Source organism: Desulfobacula sp. (genome assembly GCF_030145145.1).
Taxonomy (GTDB): Bacteria; Desulfobacterota; Desulfobacteria; order Desulfobacterales; family Desulfobacteraceae; genus Desulfobacula.
The window spans coordinates 159,132-178,516 of sequence record NZ_JAQYWD010000003.1 but is presented as its reverse complement, the minus strand read 5'-3'; the positions used below and the strand labels follow the sequence as shown (position 1 = coordinate 178,516).

At 44.8% G+C, this 19,385-nt stretch carries 16 protein-coding genes; 10 read left to right on the top strand and 6 right to left on the bottom strand.

Going from position 1 to position 19,385, the window contains the following annotated elements; all coding sequences use genetic code 11:
- Window positions 1-58 precede the first annotated feature (58 nt).
- The 4 genes from Q1Q15_RS02540 to Q1Q15_RS02525 all read right to left on the bottom strand — a co-directional run bounded on the left by Q1Q15_RS02540 (window position 59) and on the right by Q1Q15_RS02525 (window position 3,399).
- The gene (locus Q1Q15_RS02540) at window positions 59-1,273 is read right to left on the bottom strand and encodes a nucleotide disphospho-sugar-binding domain-containing protein (protein ID WP_300456205.1); all 1,215 of its coding nucleotides are present in this window, start codon (window positions 1,271-1,273) and stop codon (window positions 59-61) included.
- A 92-nt stretch (window positions 1,274-1,365) separates the two neighbouring features.
- Window positions 1,366-2,550 (bottom strand): ACR3 family arsenite efflux transporter, encoded by a 1,185-nt coding sequence (gene arsB / locus Q1Q15_RS02535; protein ID WP_300456203.1) that lies wholly within the window; start codon window positions 2,548-2,550, stop codon window positions 1,366-1,368.
- Between the two features lie 4 nt (window positions 2,551-2,554).
- Window positions 2,555-3,004 (bottom strand): arsenate reductase ArsC, encoded by a 450-nt coding sequence (locus tag Q1Q15_RS02530; protein ID WP_300456200.1) that lies wholly within the window; start codon window positions 3,002-3,004, stop codon window positions 2,555-2,557.
- The gene (locus Q1Q15_RS02525; RefSeq protein WP_300456198.1) at window positions 3,001-3,399 is read right to left on the bottom strand and encodes a metalloregulator ArsR/SmtB family transcription factor; all 399 of its coding nucleotides are present in this window, start codon (window positions 3,397-3,399) and stop codon (window positions 3,001-3,003) included. Before Q1Q15_RS02525 ends, Q1Q15_RS02530 begins: the two co-directional genes overlap by 4 nt.
- Before the next feature lie 188 nt (window positions 3,400-3,587).
- Here Q1Q15_RS02525 and Q1Q15_RS02520 point away from each other — a divergent pair, with 188 nt between their 5' ends.
- The 7 genes from Q1Q15_RS02520 to Q1Q15_RS02495 all read left to right on the top strand — a co-directional run bounded on the left by Q1Q15_RS02520 (window position 3,588) and on the right by Q1Q15_RS02495 (window position 6,837).
- Window positions 3,588-3,893 (top strand): thioredoxin family protein, encoded by a 306-nt coding sequence (locus Q1Q15_RS02520; protein WP_300456195.1) that lies wholly within the window; start codon window positions 3,588-3,590, stop codon window positions 3,891-3,893.
- 84 nt (window positions 3,894-3,977) lie between these two features.
- Entirely contained in the window at window positions 3,978-4,163 is a 186-nt protein-coding gene (locus tag Q1Q15_RS02515) for a hypothetical protein (RefSeq protein WP_300456192.1), read from the top strand.
- A gap of 67 nt (window positions 4,164-4,230) precedes the next feature.
- Window positions 4,231-4,413, top strand: coding sequence for a hypothetical protein (locus Q1Q15_RS02510; RefSeq protein ID WP_300456189.1), 183 nt, complete (start codon window positions 4,231-4,233; stop codon window positions 4,411-4,413).
- A gap of 11 nt (window positions 4,414-4,424) precedes the next feature.
- The gene (locus tag Q1Q15_RS25430; protein WP_363320849.1) at window positions 4,425-4,550 is read left to right on the top strand and encodes a hypothetical protein; all 126 of its coding nucleotides are present in this window, start codon (window positions 4,425-4,427) and stop codon (window positions 4,548-4,550) included.
- A gap of 36 nt (window positions 4,551-4,586) precedes the next feature.
- Window positions 4,587-4,820: a thioredoxin family protein gene (locus Q1Q15_RS02505; protein WP_300456186.1), complete on the top strand. Its 234-nt coding sequence runs from the start codon at window positions 4,587-4,589 to the stop codon at window positions 4,818-4,820.
- 17 nt (window positions 4,821-4,837) lie between these two features.
- Complete coding sequence (locus Q1Q15_RS02500; RefSeq protein WP_300456183.1) at window positions 4,838-5,707, top strand: MFS transporter; 870 nt, start codon at window positions 4,838-4,840, stop codon at window positions 5,705-5,707.
- A 365-nt stretch (window positions 5,708-6,072) separates the two neighbouring features.
- A complete protein-coding gene (locus Q1Q15_RS02495; protein WP_300456180.1) occupies window positions 6,073-6,837 on the top strand; it encodes a SagB/ThcOx family dehydrogenase in 765 nt (254 codons plus the stop codon).
- Between the two features lie 223 nt (window positions 6,838-7,060).
- Here the strand turns inward: Q1Q15_RS02495 and Q1Q15_RS02490 are convergent, their stop codons facing one another.
- Together Q1Q15_RS02490 and Q1Q15_RS02485 are read right to left on the bottom strand one after the other, a co-directional pair.
- A complete protein-coding gene (locus tag Q1Q15_RS02490) occupies window positions 7,061-13,738 on the bottom strand; it encodes a hypothetical protein (protein WP_300456178.1) in 6,678 nt (2,225 codons plus the stop codon).
- 343 nt (window positions 13,739-14,081) lie between these two features.
- Window positions 14,082-15,710, bottom strand: a complete 1,629-nt coding sequence (locus Q1Q15_RS02485) for an HAD-IA family hydrolase (protein ID WP_300456175.1) — start codon at window positions 15,708-15,710, stop codon at window positions 14,082-14,084.
- Between the two features lie 274 nt (window positions 15,711-15,984).
- Between Q1Q15_RS02485 and Q1Q15_RS02480 the strand changes: the two genes are divergently transcribed.
- The 3 genes from Q1Q15_RS02480 (at window position 15,985) to Q1Q15_RS02470 (ending at window position 19,249) form a co-directional block, all read left to right on the top strand.
- Entirely contained in the window at window positions 15,985-16,887 is a 903-nt protein-coding gene (locus Q1Q15_RS02480) for an alpha/beta fold hydrolase (RefSeq protein ID WP_300456172.1), read from the top strand.
- 196 nt (window positions 16,888-17,083) lie between these two features.
- Window positions 17,084-18,559 carry an ATP-binding protein gene (locus Q1Q15_RS02475; protein WP_300456169.1) on the top strand — a complete coding sequence of 492 codons (1,476 nt, stop codon included), beginning with the start codon at window positions 17,084-17,086 and terminating at the stop codon, window positions 18,557-18,559.
- A gap of 9 nt (window positions 18,560-18,568) precedes the next feature.
- A complete protein-coding gene (locus Q1Q15_RS02470; RefSeq protein WP_300456166.1) occupies window positions 18,569-19,249 on the top strand; it encodes a response regulator in 681 nt (226 codons plus the stop codon).
- The last annotated feature ends 136 nt before the right edge of the window (window positions 19,250-19,385 follow it).

The window sequence follows — 19,385 nt, the reverse complement described above, 5'->3', positions numbered from 1 at the left end:
ATGGATTCAGTAAATGCATGATTAATTATCCTAAGGAGGACCATATCCTGTTTTTTTTCTAAATAGTCTCCTCAATGGATTTAATTGTTTTATCTAAAGAACCCTTTGGTTTAATGGATTGAGCAATGATTTCAGCCTTGTGGCGGATGCTTGGATTTGAGAAGCAAACGGACAGGGCATTAATCAATCTTTTTGCATTGAACTTTGATCGCTTAATAGGTGGGGCACCTAAACCTGATTGAAAAATTTTGTATCCATGATAATATTGATCAAGAATATGCGGTACAATCACTTGGGGTTTACCTGAAAGGGCAGCGGCGGCGGTTGTCCCAGCTCCACCATGATGAACAATCACAGACATTCTAGGAAACAGATATTCATGGGGATAGTTTTTAATAAAAAAGATTTCCTTTGGAATTTTAATTTCTAAGGATTGTTTCCAGAATTTTGAAATCACAATTCTCTTTTTTAACTGATTTGCCACATGAATCAGCATAGGCATATGCTTTGCCTGATCCTGGGGTGGCATACTTCCAAATCCAACATAAATGGGTGGGGGCCCCTGTTCAAGAAAACGTTCTAATTCCGGATAACACAAAGCAGGCATTTTAAGATGCAGATAACCGGTTTGAATATGTGTTTGAGTAACATCCAAAGGAACGCTTGCGATCTGGGAATCACATGCCAGGATTGTATTTTTTCCAAAGATATGTGGCCATGCAGCTTTAACCGGTGACAGGCCCATTTTTCTTCTATAGTGATTTACCAAAAAAATGCTGTTAATTTTATCTCCAAATTGAGCAAATTTCCATGTCAGATAATTGCACCATTTGGGAAGGGTTTGGGTTTGTATGGCCACAAAAGGGTGGCAGGACGATTGAAACAATTGCGGGGTAAATGCAACATATCGGTAGCGAATGTTTAAAGATTCGGCAAGCGAAGATAAGCCAAACATAAGTGAGGAACCAATGACAATATCTGCGCCTTCTATAAATTTTGGGAGCACTTTGAACTGATTATGAATTTCTTGCCTGACATATTTAACAAAAGAAATAGCTGTTGGTATGCTGATCGGATTTTTAATGGTATCTAAAAAGGCGGTAACATCCCTGCCAAGACCTTTATATGGACACCCCAATTGCAGTGCCCATTGTTTTTTTTCCGGAGGGCCTATCAACAACACATCATGACCCGTGTTTTTTAATCCTAACGACAGGGCTATCATGGGTTGTACATCTCCTCTGGAGCCTGAGGTGGCAAGAACAATTCTCACGATAAAATCTTTTTGTAGTCAGTTTAAATATCATCAACGGTGTACTGAAAACAATAACAAACAAGTTCGGCCATAAATTTATCCTTTCTTGTTTAATTTTCGAACCAGGATGTAGTTCGTTTGCAGAAACCCACCAGCATAAGCATTAGCGGGACTTCTATGAGTACCCCTACTACCGTTGCCAAAGCTGCACCGGAAGAAAGACCAAAGAGCATTACAGCTGTTGCAATGGCAACTTCGAAATGGTTGGAGGCGCCTATCATTGCAGCAGGCGCGGCATCTTCATATTTAAACTTTAAGAGTCGTGCGGCACCATAACCAAGGGAAAAAATAAAGATCGTCTGGATAAACAACGGGATGGCAATCCATAAAATTGTCAGGGGGTTGGCTGTTATTACTTCACCCTTAAAGCTGAATAACAGGACCAGGGTTAAAAGAAGCGCACCAATGGTAACCGGTGTCAGGACGCCTAAAAATTTTTCCTTGAACCAGGTTTCGCCCTTGACGTCAATGATCCATTTCCGGGAAAAATACCCTGCAACCAAAGGAAGGGCTACATAGATGGCAACAGATAAAAGCAATGCCTGCCAGGGAATGGGAAGTTTTCCAACACCAAGCAGAAAACCGCCTAAAATGCCGTATAGGACAAGCATGGTAAGGGAGTTGACGGCCACCATGACCAGTGTCAGGCCATCATTCCCGCGGGAAAGATATCCCCAGACCAGGACCATGGCAGTACACGGCGCAATCCCCAGGAGAATACATCCGGCAAAGTAGCTTCGCCATAAGGGGATCTGCAGCATTTTAACGCCTTCCTGCAAAACAACGATCCCTGCACCATGCTGGGCTCCCACAGGAAGATCAAGGCCGAACGGTATTTTGACAAGATCAATGGCATCTGCTCCGATAAAGGATTTAAGCAGAAATCCAAGGAAAAATATTGAAATGGCATACATGGTAAACGGCTTGATGCACCAGTTGATAAAGAGAGTTAAAAAGACCGGTTTTCCGCGTTTTCCGGCCTTAATAACTGAGGCAAAATCAATTTTAACCATGATGGGATACATCATGAAGAAAAGGCATACGGCAATGGGTATGGAAACAACGGGTGCGCCACCGACATTGATCGACATGCTATCCAGAGTTTTAGCAAAATTTGGTGCAATTTTACCTAACAAGATACCGCCAAGGATACACAACCCAACCCAGACTGTCAGATACCGTTCAAATATACTGGTCATTTTTCGATCGTTTGCAGCAATATTTTCTTGATCCATTCTCCTATTCCTCCTTTAAATTGTCCGGCAATCCCTCAACAAAAGTCTTTATTTCATCCCTTACCTTGCGGTAACAGTCCAATTGCTTTTCTTTTTCAAAACCTTTTTGAGAAAGTTCTTCAGCCATTTTGGGTGGGTCATCAAAACCAACATGGACGACCTCGCAGCGGGGAGGAAAATATGGACATGTTTCATGGGCATTTCCACATAATGTTACCACTACATCAAGTTTCATTTCTTTAAAGTCATTAACATGTTTTGATTTTTGGCCTGAAATATCAACTCCTGCTTCAGCCATCACTTTAACGGCATTGGAATTCAAATCGTGAACCTCAACACCAGCTGAATATGCCTCAATCGTGTCTCCTTTCAAAATTCTTGCCCATCCTTCTGCCATTTGGCTTCTGCATGAGTTGCCTGTACACAAAAATAATATTTTTAGTTTAGCGTTCACCCATTTACTCCTGTCTGGTTTTTAGAACAAGTCGTTTCTCCACGCTGTTTTCGGCAAAGATCTTCACAAGATACAAGCAGGATTTTATTCAGCGCATCCTCATCTTTTATTACTTGACCCGATCCTTTGAGTTTATGCGTTAACCATTTTAGAATAGGATCAAGTGAAATGTCTTCGGTGTTTATACGAAAATAAATCCATCGTCCATTTTTACGATTTTTTAAAATCCCAGCATTGACCATGAGGCTCAAGTGGCGAGAGGCGGTTGCACCTGCCACCTGTAGAAGTTCTGTTATCTGGCATGCACAGAGTTCTTGGTGTGACAACAATGCACTAAGTATCCTGAGCCTATTCTTATCAGATATTGCTTTTAATATTAAGAGAAGGTCGTTCATAAATAGCACCATTTATATAATTAGCTAATTAACCAAACATACTATACTGTATGGTTTGATTCAGTCAATATCTTTCAAACTGAACAGATAACTTAATCTATCCCGTTATTTTCATTTAGAGGCTTGACAATTTGTTTTCGTATCGTTATATTCCGTTTTAACGATACAGATAAAGGAAATGACAAAAATTGTCCAAGAAAAATCATATCCCATCAACTGTTGTTGATCTTTATACATATGCATTTGTACGTAAATATAAAAAGTTTATTGGTGAACCAATACCTGAACTACCAATTGATGGAATTGAGATTAAGGTCTTAGGTGCTGGATGTCCGAGTTGTGATAGATTGGAGCAGGATCTGATGATATTAATTGAAGAAACCGGTGTTGAAGTGCCTCTTGAACATGTCAGGGATTTTAAGGAAATCAGCAAATATGGGGTGATGGGGTCACCTGCCTTGGTAATTAACGGCAAAGTCAAAGCGGTTGGTTAAATATCCAAAGCTCGACCTAAAGATTTTATTCGAGAAGCACAAGTACAATTAACGAAACAGCAGTAGCTGTAATATGAGGAAAATATGAAAGTATTTATTCGAGTGATGAAAGCGTTGTCCGATCCTAAACGTGTCAAAATGATGAAGATGCTTCAAACTCGCCCCCTTTGCATTGGAAACCTGAAACACTGGCTGGATAATGAATCGGAAATCCTTGAGTTGAATCAGATCCTTCCAGGCATTAATCGTCATGTTATTGTTGGAAAATAATAGAAAACAAAAAAAACACGATATAACATCGTTAAGTGACCATATATAAGTAAAACCCGGAGAAGTCATGGAACCAAAAACAACCCAACCCGTTCAAGGTGAGGGGAAAATAAACAAGATGATGGCCTTAAATTTATTGATGGCAGCCATTGGTGTGTATCTGTGGTGGACGGTTTACCGAGTGCTACCAAATCTATCAAAGTGGCTTACATATAAACTTTTACCCATTCAAGAAGGATCTCACCCCTGATTTCAGCTCCCATGGTCAATGAGATCGCTCTTGGCCTTTTATACGGACTTCTGGGCTGGAAAGTGGCCGCCATTTATATGGGGACCGGCCTTTTTATTGCGATTTCCGCCGGCTATTTATTTAATATGATTATTTAAAAATACAAAAAGCCATTAAACCTTAAAGGAGTTATCATGGAAATTAAAGTTTTAGGCCCTGGTTGTTCAAAATGCAAAAAGACCGAACAACTGGTTCAGGAAGTGATCAAGGAAACCGGTGTTGATGCTACCGTTGAAAAGATAAGTGATATGATGCAGATCGCTTCATATGGTGTCTTCGGTACCCCCTCTGTTATCGTGGACGGAGAAGTGAAATGCCCAGGCAAAGTGCCTAAAAAAGATGATATTAAAAAATGGATAGGAAAATAAGAAAGGACTGTAAGCACATGAACAACAACAAAATTATTTTGATACTGGGACTGCTTGGCTTTATTGTCATGGCAGACAACTGGGTGGTATCTCCCATACTGCCTGCAATCTCAGAGAGTCTCGGCATCCGAGTTGAAAATGCAGGAATCCTTATCACAGCGTATATGATTCCTTTTGGTCTTTTTCAGATACTTTTTGGCCCCTTGGCCGACCGATTTGGGAAAAAACAGATCATCACTTTTTCCATCATTTTCTTCACACTTGCAACCGGTTTATGCGCAGTCGCAGGAAGTCTTAACGGGCTTTCAATCTATCGGGCATTAACTGGTATTTTTGCCGCCTCTGTCATGCCGATTTCTCTTGCGCTTATCGGAGATCTGTTTCCGGTTGAAAAACGCCAGATGGCCATTGGTACTTTCATGGGAATCGCCTTTTTAGGTCAGGGTTTGAGCATGATTACAGGGGGGGCTATATCCTATTTTCTAAATTGGAGGGGAGTTTTCGCCGTATATGCAATCCTGTCTTTTGTTCCCATGCTGCTGTTACTTAAAAAGTATAAAAGCATACCGGACACCCGAAATCCTGACAGCCAATTTGTAAAACCATACATCACGCTTTTATCCGATACCAAAAGCCTTTATACATATATCCTTGTCTTCCTTGAAGGGTTGTTCATCGTTGGCAGTTTTTCTTATCTTGGTGCCTATATTTCAAAAACTTATCATTTTAATTATCTTACCATTGGGGCAATCATGACCGCTTTTGGTTTTATGTCCCTTGTGGGCGGTCGTCTGGGCGGAAAGCTCATGTCCAAGACTAACTGCAATTGTGCTCAGAAGATAATGATACTTGCCTGTTCAGGTGGATCTGAAGAAAATAGCCTTTAAAAAATTGAGTGTTCTGATTGTAATTTTGATGCAGTTTTCTGTGATAAGTGCTTTTGCAGAGGATTTTTCAATTCTTCCTGTTAAGGGTCTGGCAACCATGATTGGTCTTGGTCATTGTCTGCCCATCGTCATTGCCGGCAGCTCGGCCGCAGCAGTCAGAAGACTAATGGAAAATACCGCCTGGCAAACCAAGAATCCCACCTGTTACAGACGGGATTCTTTTTTTGTCTTGGTATGTGTTGGTATATTTACAAACACCAAATCTGAAATAAAGTTTAAAATATGAAATCAGAGAATAATATTGTAAACTATCGGTAAAGCCGGAAGCCCCATAACTTCCAAACCAGATTTTCAGGAGGGATGTGATGAATAATGAGTCACTTAAAATGTATCGGTATTTTCTCAAAGACAGTATTCGAAAAAAGATTGCTTTCAAATTTACGGATCAAAACCAAGGCGTTCCAGCCCCTCCAATTGAAAAGACGTATCCTGATGACTCAATTTTAATTAATCTTCCAGGCCCTGATGATTGGACACATATTCCCCAAACGGATATCACACTCGCCATAGGGAATAGAAAAAGCCACCGGGTTTATCTGAACCAGAGCCTTTCTTTAGAAGAACTGACATATCTTCTGTGGTGTACCCAGGGCATGCGGGGAAAAGAATTTAGCGGTCATGCATATAGGAATGTTCCTTCTGCTGGCTGCCGCCATGCCCTTGAAACCTATCTTGCCGTTTTTAATGTGGATAATCTTGATCCCGGCGTTTACAGATATTTACCTCTTTCTCATCAGCTTGTATTTGAATTCAAAGATGATATGCTGTCAGAAAAAATGATCATTGCCTCCCTTAGTCAATCTTATCCGGGCAAATCAGCCGTCACCTTCATCTGGACCGCTATACCCTACAGGATGGAATGGCGGTATGGATTAGCAGCTCATAAGGTCATTGCCCTGGACGCGGGTCATGTTTGTCAAAACCTCTATCTCGCCTGCGAGGCTATTGATGCAGGAACCTGTGCCATTGCAGCCTATGATCAGGAAGAATTAGATGACCTACTCGGCCTTGATGGAGAAGACGAATTTGCGGTATACCTTGCTCCAGTGGGAAAGGTAAAAAAACGGTGACCAGGTAAAAACAATTTCCAAAGTTAAAGGTGCTTTCGATGGGGTCTTTGTTTTCCCAGCCCATCTTTTGCGAATACACACTGGAGAAAGCGTAAGTGCCTTGTTCAAATAGCGTTTTTACTTTGATTCGTCCTCCCCCCAAAAAACTGGAGAGAGGGCTTGCTGACAATGCATTATGCGCTTAATCTCATGCGTTAACTGAAACATGTTTATATGTATTTATTTACTTGCTGTTTGATTTAATTAAAACATTGCCATCGGTGATATTGTATTTCCACAATTCTGTATTGACACCGTCGTCAGTGGTGTAGATTAATGAATCATCCAACAGGTAAGGTGTCACATTCAATGTGTTATATGACAAACTGTTCACGATGATGGCATCATTGCTTTCCGCCGGATTCAAGGCATAAAGCGAGTATTGATTGGTGTCATTATTAACGGTTTTAATATACAGAATGTCATTAAAGCAGAACATACTGTGGACAAAGATATTGGGACCCGGGGTAAAATACCCGATAATGCCTGAAAAGCCATCTACCCTGGCCGTCCCGTCTGTTGTTCCGTCACTGGCGTACAGACGTTGGCTGATGGTTAGATACAGGGTATGGTTACAGGCAATTAAGTTGTCAACGGTACCGGCTGCTGTAAGGGGTATCTTCTCTGTCCCGGCCGCTGTTCCATCCGATTTCCACAGATCACTCCAGGTATCAAAAAACAAGGTATCGTTAACAGCGGTGAAATTGCGGATATCACACCCTTCGCTGCAGATGGTTTTCAGTTTCTGTGTGCCGGCAGTGGTGCCGTCACTGGACCAGAGACTGTCGTTATACCGCTGATCAGTTCCCTGGAAGTATAGATGACCGCCCATGGGGACCATACTGTTTACTTCACCGCCGTCTCCAAAGGGGTCCCAACCGAAAATATCGAGCAGTCTCTCCGTGCCCCCCTCGGTGCCGTCGCTCTTCCAGATGGCATTGTCATTGTCGCCATTATTTGTCGCCGCGGAATAAAATATCCGGTTATCAAGGGTAAAAAGCCCGCTTGAGATCTGGTCCAGGCGTGTATCGGTAACCATATCTTTAACCAACTGTGTTCCAGCAGGCGTACCGTCACTCGTCCACAAAAGTTTGCCGTCACAGTCCGCAAAAGGATCTGTATTCCCCGAGAAATACAGGGTGTCATTTAAAGACGTAAACTTATCTACAGAAAAATGATCTTTAACCAAATCAATACCGTTCTGAGTGACCTTATAGAACCTTCCATACCCGTCCCAACTGTTATAACCGGGGGGCACATACCAGAAGCCGTAATAGTAGGCATCCTTGAGTTTATAAAATTCACCCGCTTCTAAATAGATGGAACTCCCCATTCCCTCTTTTACATCACTCACCATACGGGTCCCCGATGGTGTGCCATCGGTCACCCATGGCTCACCGCCATGATCATGATCCGCAAAAGGAACGATAATCGTTATGACCTCATGGAATATCCAGAACCATTGCTCTGATGTATAGACACCGTCAGTGACACTGACCAGGATTTTCTGGTTAAGATTGATGCCGGTAACATTATCTATGGTAATGGTACCGGAACAATGGATGACACCCTCGCTATCTGTCACAGCGGTTATTTCCGAGATATGGGTTCCGCTGTAACCGTCAGGGCCCTCTACCGTTATTGCGGTAACCGTCATTGCCAGCTGGTCTGCCGGTGTGTCCCGATCCGTTACGGTGAAAGAAAAATTGATGACACCGGTATCATTGATTTGTATTTGTGTATCAAACATGTCACTGCTGATTTGCGGGCCTTTATAGGCGGCCCCGTTGTATAAACTCAGCAGTTGAAGTTTGTCACCATATATGCCCAGGGCCATGTCCCGATCCGTATCGGCAAATTCAAACGTCCAGATCTTATCTTCGCTTTTAAACACATTGGTATCGTCCCTTGACGGGTTCAATGCCGACCGGAGAAAGCCGGAACAGGTGATGCTGCCGGCACAGTAATAGTCACCATCGGCATTATATCTCAGTGATTTTACATTCTGATAGGCGGAACTGTTTCCAAAATAATAATCTTCTGTAGTTGGTTCAAAATTCAACTGGTAAATTTTCTGCCCCAACCGCAATATGGATGAATCGCCTTCAATGGTTGAGACAAGCTGCAGGTCATTGTTACTGCTATCCATGGAGAGCAGCATTTTAAGCGGATAGAAATCCTTTTGATATATTTCATAGGACGGTGTATAAAAAATGTCCCGGGAATCCGTCAGTTCCAGCCGGTTACTGGCATTGATGGTAAACAATAATATATTTCTGCCCACTGTTTCGAACAGACAATCTAAATCGTCGCCGGTGCAATTATTTTGAACGGTTTCCCAGTCCGGCCACCAGGCGTCACCGTCACTGCCGAAGACGAGTGTTCGGGTGAGCATGGCCACATGTGATTCATCAATAAATTCGACATTTGTCAAGGGAACGCCATTTCCAAAGGAATTGGCCGACAGACGTGTTATGGTATCGCCATTGATCTCATATACATTCAATTTTGGGTAGGCAGGGACGGTTTTGTCCGAGGCAGCCCCATAATCTGCCGGCACATAAGGTACCAGCAAGCGCGTTCGATTCGGTGACAGTGTTGCATTCAACAGGCTGTAGACCGGGTTCTCGTTTACATCTTTAACCAGAACGCTGCTTTCAAGAGTCATCTCCCCCGCATCGGTATAATGGACAATCATTAATCGGGCGCCTTGATCATGGGATATGGCAAAGAGCAGTCGATTGTCCGGAAGAAGCTGGACCAGGGGCAATTCCTTGACAATCTCATTGCCGGCATTGCGAAAACCCGTTGCCAGGGAGCGTGATGCGGTCATGGCCTCTTTTATGGGCAACAGGTCTCCTGAGAAGTCATTTACATCATATGTAAACCGGTTTGTTAAATAATAGGGGTCCACACCATAGGCGACAATCGTCGCTGTCAACAATTGATCATAAAGGCTGCCCACAATGGCGTTGCCCTGGAATACGTCAAAAATACGGTTATACCCGCTGGTGTCGATTTCTTTGACTGCTTTCATCTCCATGGAATAGGTATCCCGGCCAGCCCCCATGACGCCGACATCAAGGGAGGTATCCACCACCGGATGAAGGACGCTGATATCGCCCAGTGTCAACTTGACGGTCATGGAGACAAGGGCACTGGGTCTTCTGTTGAGATTATGTGCTTTCTGACGTTCAAAATCATCACTGAGGGGGTTCTCCAGGCAGAGCTGGTTGCTTGAGTTGTAGATCGGATACTCAGTGATCTTCAGCTCGTAGTTGCTGCCCCCCAGGAACGTCCATTTGAATTCGGCATTTTCATTGAATATTTCTTCAAGTTTGATGGTCTGGCTGAAGATACCAATCATGTCATCATCTTCGATACTTAAGGCATCATCTTCAATGACGGCCAGCTCCACATAGAGTGCGGCCGTATTGTACCCGCCACCTGAATACAGAACGGTATCGGGGGTGTCCAGTGTCTGACCGTCCGCCACATCGTTAAAGCGAAGATAATTCCATGGGTGGTTGCCGTCATTGAGATCTTCACTGTCTGTAAACAACGTCTGTAATTCGTCTCCCACCCTGGGTTTGTCGCTGATAACGCCGACAAAGGGTATTAAGCGGATCTCCGCCTTATCATCTTCTTCATAATTGGATATGATCTTAACCCGATCGAGTAAAACAGATATGCTGGTAACCGGAACAGAGCCAACGCGTTCAAATTCGACTTCCGCCCGGGTTTTTTTACCGGTACCCAATAAATAGCCGGCACTTGATTTTAAAACATTATTCCCATTTCCGGCAGAGCCCACATCCGCATAGCCGGCTAACAGACTGTCGAGATCATCAAACAGGTCCTGTCCCTGATTCAGCGCATTGATATTGCTGCTAGTTTTCATCAGGTCTCTGGCCCCGTCAATATCGCCTGCTTTAATCTTTTGAACAATCTCTTCCGCTTCTGCCATAATAAGGGCACCGTTGATGGCAGTCGATGTTCCCCCAATGATTTTATACACATCAGCAGCCGTTCCCAACTGCTCATAATCAAGATTCAAAACAGCATCTGCATTTTGTGCAAACTGCAGTCCTGAACTGGAGAGATTGGCACAATCACAGGTAATTTGCGCATAACTTAATTTCTGACCATAGGTATCAATCTGGGTATTTTGTTCGGGAACACCTGACATGAAAAATTTGAATGCGTCCTGACCATGCAGGCCATAGAACGGATCACTGCTGGAATAACGATTGATGCTGGCCCTGGCACTTCCCAGGGGATCATCTTCGGCGGCCAGTTCCACATCATGAAGATCATCCACCAGATCAACACTGTCACATATCAGGCCGATAAAATTACCCGTCACAACATTGAAGGTCTGGCTGGCCAGATAGCTTAAAAAGGCCCAGTTCGCAGCATTGATATCGTATACATCCTGGTCGCTTGCCGTGTAATCAAAGGTGATGGGCAAGGTGCTCTCTTTCAGCCGGTCCAGGGGAACACCAAATATGGGCCGGTTGGTCTGGATAATCACCGGTATGCGGGGATAATTCCCTTCTAATGCCGATGCCAGGCAGTCCGCATCTCCGGCCTCACACCCTGAAAATTCATGTGTTTTATAGGGCAGACCATCATAGGGAAACTGGGCCGTGTCCACCTGAACGGTCCGGTCTTTCCAGTTTTGATACAAATCATAGTAATTGGACAATAAATTTAAATACTCGACATCCTGATACTGGCGCTGCATATCTTTTGAAAAATCGTTCATGACCGCCTGGACCTTGAAGATGTCGGAGACCGGTTCCGGCATATTGTAAGGCCCCAGTTCCCCCCGGACACATACCGCTTCTTCACCATTTTCGTCACGGCACTGGTATGTCTCCGGATCATTCTGATAATCAAAGGTGTGAGAGCTTTCATAGAGTTCCCGGCGGCGCAAAAATTCTGCTCTGAAGCTGAAACAACTGCCGCCGGTTTCAAATTCAAGACCGGTTTTTTCCGAATTTTTCCAACATTGCCAGAGGGCAATGGTATCGTTCATTTCATCACCACTTTCGATGATGTCATCAATATAGGAGGGAATAAGCAGTTTAGGGGCCATATTGGTATTCAGATCAATGGTCACTTCACCTTCATCAAAGGTGCCGTCTTCACCCTGGGTCTTTAGAGAAATATTTTTAAGCGTACCGAGCATGAATTCTTTGGTTTGAACCTGGGGGTCTGTATTGATTAGGGTGGTCAAATCGAGTGTTTTTTCATTACTAAAAAAATCCACACCCGCGGGGTTCAAACCCGATATCTGGTTTGAAGCAATGGAAATGCTGCCGGCCGGCAATATATCCAGCCGCCAGATGCCCGAATCCCTGCTGATATTTTCGGGCAGTTGATCTTTAGTGCCTGCGTAGACCGTGCCGGATGGGGAATAAAGGACAAAATTAAACGATGCATGGGCCGCATCATTGTAATCCAGATCAAAGGTTACCGTCAAATCGGACAGCTGGGAGTTGAGGGTGCTGAAGGTATAGGATTTTGCATTAAATATGGTGTTTGAATTAAACAATTCTGCTGCCGGGCCATTGCTCAGGTATTCCATACCGTCTGAAATGACATGGTTTGTCAGACGCGCCGGTTTTATCATATCCACCAGCGTGATACTGTATGACGCACTGGCGCCCACAAATCGATAGGGCAGACAGCGGTTGCTGTTTGTTATGGGCAGGTAATAAACCAGGGTATCTGTTGACTCGCCGGAACTCAGCGTCAGGCCGTCACTGTCAACGATGGTGGCCTGTCGGCTTGCCACAATAACAGCTATGCCGGTTTCAGGGAAAGAAACAAGGGCATCGTTTCCCTCGGAACTGACCAGGGCCGTATCAATAGGCTCATTGGGGTTGGCAATCTGCATGGGCAAATTGGGCAACCTTGAAATAAAACAGACCTCTTCACCCAAAGGAACCTCGCCGATACCACCGCTTTGCCTCAGTTCATCCACGGCATTCACCAGCGCATAGCCTTGCGGTGTCGCGTCTGCCAGGGGGGTAGACATTCCAAAGGACTTGGTTTCACGGGTCGTTGCAGGAATTGTATCCCGGACGATAACATTTTGAAACTGCTGATCAAGATTGCCGAAATTATTGATAATGGGTATCCGGCGAAAGGCATTTTGCAAGGCAAGAAATTCCGCCAGACCCAGGGCTGTCTGGCCGCTTAATCTCAATTTCCGATTTAATTTTTTTAATTTTTCCTGATTCAGTATGGCCAGCGCATTGTCGGTTGCCTGTATCGGAAAAATATCCGGATCAGGCAGTTGAACAAATTGTTCCACCGCAACAGGCGAGTAGGGCAGTTGTTTTAATTTATCAATCACCTCAGTGGCAAAACCATCATCTATGAATTTTTGATACTCGATGTTCCGGTTGTTTTCTTTGAGCAGTTTAATGATTTTTTCGGTGGACGTACCGGTATCTGAATTGCCTATTTCTACGGTTAAGGCAAGGGCCCCCTTTGTGGATGTTTTTTCTTTCAGTTCATGGATGGAGGAAATACTGATTGAGGCCAGGAGGCCTTCTGTATCCGCCAGGGGAACAGAGGGTACACCACACAAAATTTTTAATATGTGAACCACTTCATTGATCCCGGTCTGCCCGTCTCCGTCAATGTCTATGAGATCGCTGTCTTCTATTCCCGCACTGGCTTTGAGCGCATATACAACTTCAGAAAAGCCTGTTTTTCCGTCTTCGTCTATGTCAATGGTTGCAAAAGCAGTAGAGATTGCAAAAATACCGGGGCAACTGTAAATCAGAATTGAGAGGGCAAAGGGTAAAAGGAACCTGTTAAATACTGCTGCTTTTGAAATAGACATCCACTTCTCCTGATAAAATGGTTTGTTAAAAACGGGTTTGTTTTAATTGATTAAGGACTGCAAAAAATCTAACATGGGATGGGTCGACAATTCCTTTAATTGCGTGCAGTTGAGATTTAATTATCTTATTTTTACAGATAATGACAATTCAAGGGACCCATTAAAGGGAGTAGTAAATACAAAATATCACTTCTGCTTAAATGCATTTTTTTTGTATTAATATCATTAAAAAGCGCTGCTGAACAGCACTAAAAAAGAATACATCCAGGTAAAAGGTTTGAATTTGTGTATTTTTTGCATGACTAGTTATACATTCAAACTGATTTCAGGAAAAGAAAGACATTTATGGAAGGGCACCGCCATCATACAGTCGTGCCAGCTCATCCCTTTCAAAAACCGGCCAGCCGACGGGTTCACCGCCGGACAGTGCATCAATCCCGGCAATGCCCGGCGTCACGCGACCGATACGGCTGACGGCAATGCCTGCGGATTCGATCTGCGCCATCAGCTGCCGGCTGGTATCCGGTGAACAGCAGATGAGCAGACTTCCGGAACCAATGAGCCCCAAAGGATCCAGGCCAAGCAGACGGCACATGCGCCGGGTGTGCGTATAGACGGGAACGGCATCCGTGTTCACCTCAATGCGCCAACCACCTGCGGCGCTTAACTCGGTAAGTGCCGTAGCAATACCCCCTTCGGTGACATCATGCATGCCATGAATTCCATCGGTAGCAGCAGCAATCCGGGCTTCAGTGAGAATGCCGATTCGAGACAGGTACGCGTTGGCCTCGTCAAGATCGCGCCGGCTCATTCCCATAGCCACCAACCGGTCGCCAAACTCCCGGGCAAGGATGGCCGTACCCTCCACGGCAACCTTTTTGGTCAGCAGCACGTGGTCTCCGGGTCTCATCCGGCGCTTGTCCACGAGGTCCGCCTCCGGTACGGTTCCCAGCATCATCCCCGACACTACCGGTCGGGTCACCGCATCGGTGATTTCCGTATGGCCGCCACACAGACTGATGCCCAGTCGGGCTCCCCTTTCCTGAATACCGCCCATGACATGGCCAATTTGAGAAGGCGTGGTCCCGCAGGGGAACAGCAAGGTGACTAGCAACCAGCGCGGCGTGGCCCCGGCAGTGGCGATATCATTGGCATTGACCAGAATGGTATACTGGTCAATGGCCGAGGTGGCAAAGGTGATGGGATCTGATTTCAAAATCAGGAGCTGATTTTCAACCGGTCGAATGGCCGCCACATCTTCCCCCACCCCCGGCCCCATGATGATGCTTGGATCATCCAGCTTAAAATCAGCCATAAACCGCTGCAATAGATCATTGGGCAGTTTTCCGGCAGGCAGGGGAAGGCCCATCCGCAGAACCGCCCTGAGATCTTCAAGATGGGCAATTGAAAAATCACTGGACCCGGATTCACCGGCGGTTCCGTTTTCCAGAAACACCGTCACCGCCCCGGCGGCCTGCCCGGCCTGAATATCGAATACATAATCTCCCACAACCAGAACCTGTTCGGCATCAACGCCCATGGAACGGGCCGCATGATAAACGCCTTCCGGATGCGGTTTGGGTTTTAGGGGAAGATCTCGGGATCCCACATAATCAAAGTCGGTTTCCCCAACGTATTTAAAATTATCCAGGGCCCGCCGAATGGAAGCCAGGCCGTTTCGGCTCAGGATACCCAGACGAAGCCCGGATTTTCGAATATGGCCGATGATCTCCTCTGCCCCCCGATTGGGCTCGGACACTGCCGCCGCAGCCATCTCAAATCGCTGGACCACCTGCCAGGCATCGGCCTTTTTTTGGGAATCGGCCAGCGCTTCAATAAATTCCAGCACCGGGGTTCTCCCGGGGCACCCGATTTCCCTGCGAATGGCATTAAAATCAATGGCGCCGGGTTGGGTCAATGTGCCGTCAAAATCGAACAATACGGCCTGGATACAAAATGGTTTCATAGACATGTTAAAATAATTTTTTCTGCAATCGGTTGTGTATTTACTGAAAAATTAGCACTTATGTATTTCTTTGTCAATTTCATTAGATCAGGGATTCCCAACTCATCATGAATATATTGATGACAGGCTAGTCATGGGCCATGCCGGGCAGTTTATAGGCCTGCCATTGTAATGAGGCCTGTTTTGGGCAGATGTTTTAAAACTTAGGCTGGATAATTATAATTATATTTTGCATAATGCCCTGGTTAACGATTAAAAACATGAAAAGGAAAGATATTCGATGGAGTTTAACAGCGCTGATCTACTCTTGTTTATGCCAATAATTTTTTATGGTTTGGCTGGTCTCGTTTTGGGTTATCTGGTGATCAGTCTTTTTTTAACGTATCTGGTACAGGAAATTCCCAGACATCCCGTAACCGATGCCCCTGACTGGGGATCTGTTGTCGACACCATTATTCCGGCCATTGACGGCGGTTCCCTGGAAGTGTGGCGAATCGACCCGGAGGCGCCGTCACGCGGCATTGTGGTATTTGCCCACGGATGGGGCCGGAATCGTGACCGGATGGTAAAAAGAGCCCGGCAATTTGCCGAATGGGGATTTACGACCGTTATCCACAGCGCAAGAGACCACGGCAATTCCAGTCCTAAAAGATTCATGAATGCCGTTAAGTTTGCTGAAGATATTGAAGCGGTACTGAAATGGGTGAATGCCCCTGTCCTTTTATATGGCCACTCAGCAGGGTCTGCCGGGGCCATCCTAGCTGCCTCACGGAACCCATCCACGGTTCAACTGCTTTTTCTCGAAGCGTCCTATGCCCATACCAAAGAAGCGCTGATGAGTTTATACCGCTGGGTCAATCCTGTTTTCGGAAACCTTTTTGGTCCAATGATTATCCTCTGGATGAGCCTTTTCTACAAAGGTGAGCTTGAAAAATACAGCCCGGCTCGACTGGCTAAACAGATTAAAATGCCGGTGATGATTATCCACGGCATGAAAGACCAGCGTTTTCCAGTCTCCTTTGCCCTGCAACTGAAACAAAGTTTTCTCCATGACAAGGTCGCCTGCTATTTGGCCAAGGATGCCGGTCACAGCGATGCAAGCCTGACAAAAGGATACAATGCTGCAATACAATCGTTTATGGCTGAATATCTGGATGTCGCTGACAACAGCGCTTCAGAATAAGCGCCATATTTCCGGACACAAAACGCTAAGATGATATGATACCACCCAAAGATGTGTGCCTGATGATCAAAATGTGTGGATAAATAGAGGATCGCCCTGGGATCTTGAAATTACTTTGTTTTCGTTTGATAATTGGGGTGTTGAAAAATTAAACCCTTTAAAAAAATAATGCAGTAATCAACAAAAAGAGTCGTAGATGAAACTTAAGTATAAATTTTTTATCGCATTTATTGTTACCTCTTTTTTAATTGTATTTATGGTTGTCGGTGTCACCCAAATCAATGTCCGGAAAAATTTTATTCGATTTGTAAATAATGTGGAGTTTGAAAAATTGGATAAACTGGCGGGCCTGCTCAAAAAAAGATATCAGTTAACCGCAGGGTGGGATGATTTCCATGACAACAAGACTGGATGGGAAAAACTGTTATCTGAATCCCACCCGGACAATCCGGATCAAGATCGGTTTCATCCCGGACCGCCGGAGCACCATAAAAACAGCAACGTGCCTCCCCCTCACCATTTTAATCCATTGGGCGGTCCGCCATCCCGGGGCGTTTTAAAACCCATGGATCCATTTACGCTTCACCGACGGCTCTGCCTCTTTGATGAGGACAAGCAATATGTCGCAGGAGAGTATCAACCCGGGGATAAGTTCAATTTCAGGGCCATTGTCCTTTCAAACCAGACCATCGGCTGGCTGGGGCTGAAAAATCAGGCAGAAATGATTAAACCCATTGAACTTGAATTTCTGGAAAAACAGACACAATCTTTTTATATTATCGGTGCGGGCATCTTTGTCCTGGCCATCATTATCTCTTATCTGATGTCAAAACATCTGCTGTCCCCCATCCAGGAACTTGTCCGGGGGACAAGAGCCATGATGAATTTCGATTTTAATACAAAAATAAAAGTCCATTCAACCGATGAACTCGGCGGGCTTGCCGATGATTTTAATCTCATGGCCCAAACCCTGAAGCAGTATGAAACACTGAGGAAAAACTGGATTTCAGATATTTCCCATGAATTACGCACACCGGTTGCGGTCATCAGAAGTAAAATAGAAGCATTGCAGGACGGTATCCGCGTGATGACACCGACATTATTGAATTCACTGCACAATGATATCATGGGATTGGGCAAACTGGTCAATGATCTGCACCTGATTTCCCTTGCCGATTCAAAGACTCTGCCGTGTAACCTGAAATCCGTCAACCTTTTTGAACTGATCAACCAATGCCTTGAAACATTTCTTATCCGCCTTGAGCAGCAGCAGATAAAAATTCACACAGACTGGAAAAAGGAAGACCGGCTGGAAATCAAAGGAGATGCCATCCTTTTAAGCCGTGTTTTCAGCAATCTGCTTGAAAATTGCCTTCGATATACCGATTCTCCCGGCAGCATTAAAATTTCCCATGACATACAAGAAAACCGGATAATCCTTTGTGTTGAAGATTCTTCACCCGGAGTACCGGCCGATTCCCTGGCATATATTTTTGATCGTCTTTATCGGGTGGAACAATCCAGGAACCGGGCTCTTGGCGGCAGCGGCCTTGGATTGAGTATTGCCAGGCAGATCATCACAAAACACGAGGGGACGATTCAGGCATCCCCTTCTTCTTTGGGTGGACTAAAGATAAAGATTGAATTGCCATTGCAAAAAAAAATAATTTAAGGATGAATCATGTCCAATGAACACTTGCTAATTGTGGAAGACGAACCGGATATCGCCCAGATTCTGAGAGATTATCTTGTTCGGGAGGGCTATCAGGTCTCTTTGCTGGACCGGGGCGATACAGTCATTCCTTTGGTCAAAAAAAACCCTCCAGCCCTGATCCTTCTGGATATCATGATTCCCTATGTGGATGGAAAAACCATTTGCAGGGAGCTGAGAAAATTTTCAGACATTCCGGTTATCATGATCACAGCAAGGGTGGAGGAAGTGGACCGGATTATCGGGTTTGAACTGGGTGCCGATGATTATATTTGTAAGCCCTTCAGCCCCAGAGAAGTGGTTGCCCGGGTAAATGCCGTGCTGCGCAGAACCCTTAAAAAAACGGATGATGAACTGCTGTCATCCGGCCCCATCCAGTTAAACAAAACATCCCGTATCACGACGGTGAAAGGAAATGAGTTAAACCTGACACCCAGTGAATTTGACATATTATCGGTTTTAATGGGCAGCCCCAACCGGGTTTTTACCCGGACTCAATTGATTGAAAAGGTCCAGGGATACAGTTTTGACGGATATGAGCGAACCATAGATTTTCACATCAAGAATTTACGGAAAAAAATTGCCGGGTATCTTCCCGGAGAAAAAATCATTCAATCAGCTTATGGATATGGATATAAAATGGTTTTGTAGCAAGGACGATATTCCCCCAACCTGACCCGGTATAACCGAACACGATGATGAAAATCATAATCCGGTTCGGTTACACAATGCTTCCAACCCTATCTAACCTCCTTTGATTCGTATTTAAAAATGGCGATAAAATTTC

Coding starts and splice junctions, on each gene's coding strand:
- arsB (WP_300456203.1), bottom strand. CDS start 2,550: ATGGATCAAGAAAATATTGCTGCAAACGATCGAAAAATGACCAGTATA.
- Q1Q15_RS02525 (WP_300456198.1), bottom strand. CDS start 3,399: ATGAACGACCTTCTCTTAATATTAAAAGCAATATCTGATAAGAATAGG.
- Q1Q15_RS02515 (WP_300456192.1), top strand. CDS start 3,978: ATGAAAGTATTTATTCGAGTGATGAAAGCGTTGTCCGATCCTAAACGT.
- Q1Q15_RS02510 (WP_300456189.1), top strand. CDS start 4,231: ATGGAACCAAAAACAACCCAACCCGTTCAAGGTGAGGGGAAAATAAAC.
- Q1Q15_RS25430 (WP_363320849.1), top strand. CDS start 4,425: ATGGTCAATGAGATCGCTCTTGGCCTTTTATACGGACTTCTGGGCTGG.
- Q1Q15_RS02505 (WP_300456186.1), top strand. CDS start 4,587: ATGGAAATTAAAGTTTTAGGCCCTGGTTGTTCAAAATGCAAAAAGACC.
- Q1Q15_RS02500 (WP_300456183.1), top strand. CDS start 4,838: ATGAACAACAACAAAATTATTTTGATACTGGGACTGCTTGGCTTTATT.
- Q1Q15_RS02495 (WP_300456180.1), top strand. CDS start 6,073: ATGAATAATGAGTCACTTAAAATGTATCGGTATTTTCTCAAAGACAGT.
- Q1Q15_RS02490 (WP_300456178.1), bottom strand. CDS start 13,738: ATGTCTATTTCAAAAGCAGCAGTATTTAACAGGTTCCTTTTACCCTTT.
- Q1Q15_RS02485 (WP_300456175.1), bottom strand. CDS start 15,710: ATGTCTATGAAACCATTTTGTATCCAGGCCGTATTGTTCGATTTTGAC.
- Q1Q15_RS02480 (WP_300456172.1), top strand. CDS start 15,985: ATGGAGTTTAACAGCGCTGATCTACTCTTGTTTATGCCAATAATTTTT.
- Q1Q15_RS02475 (WP_300456169.1), top strand. CDS start 17,084: ATGAAACTTAAGTATAAATTTTTTATCGCATTTATTGTTACCTCTTTT.
- Q1Q15_RS02470 (WP_300456166.1), top strand. CDS start 18,569: ATGTCCAATGAACACTTGCTAATTGTGGAAGACGAACCGGATATCGCC.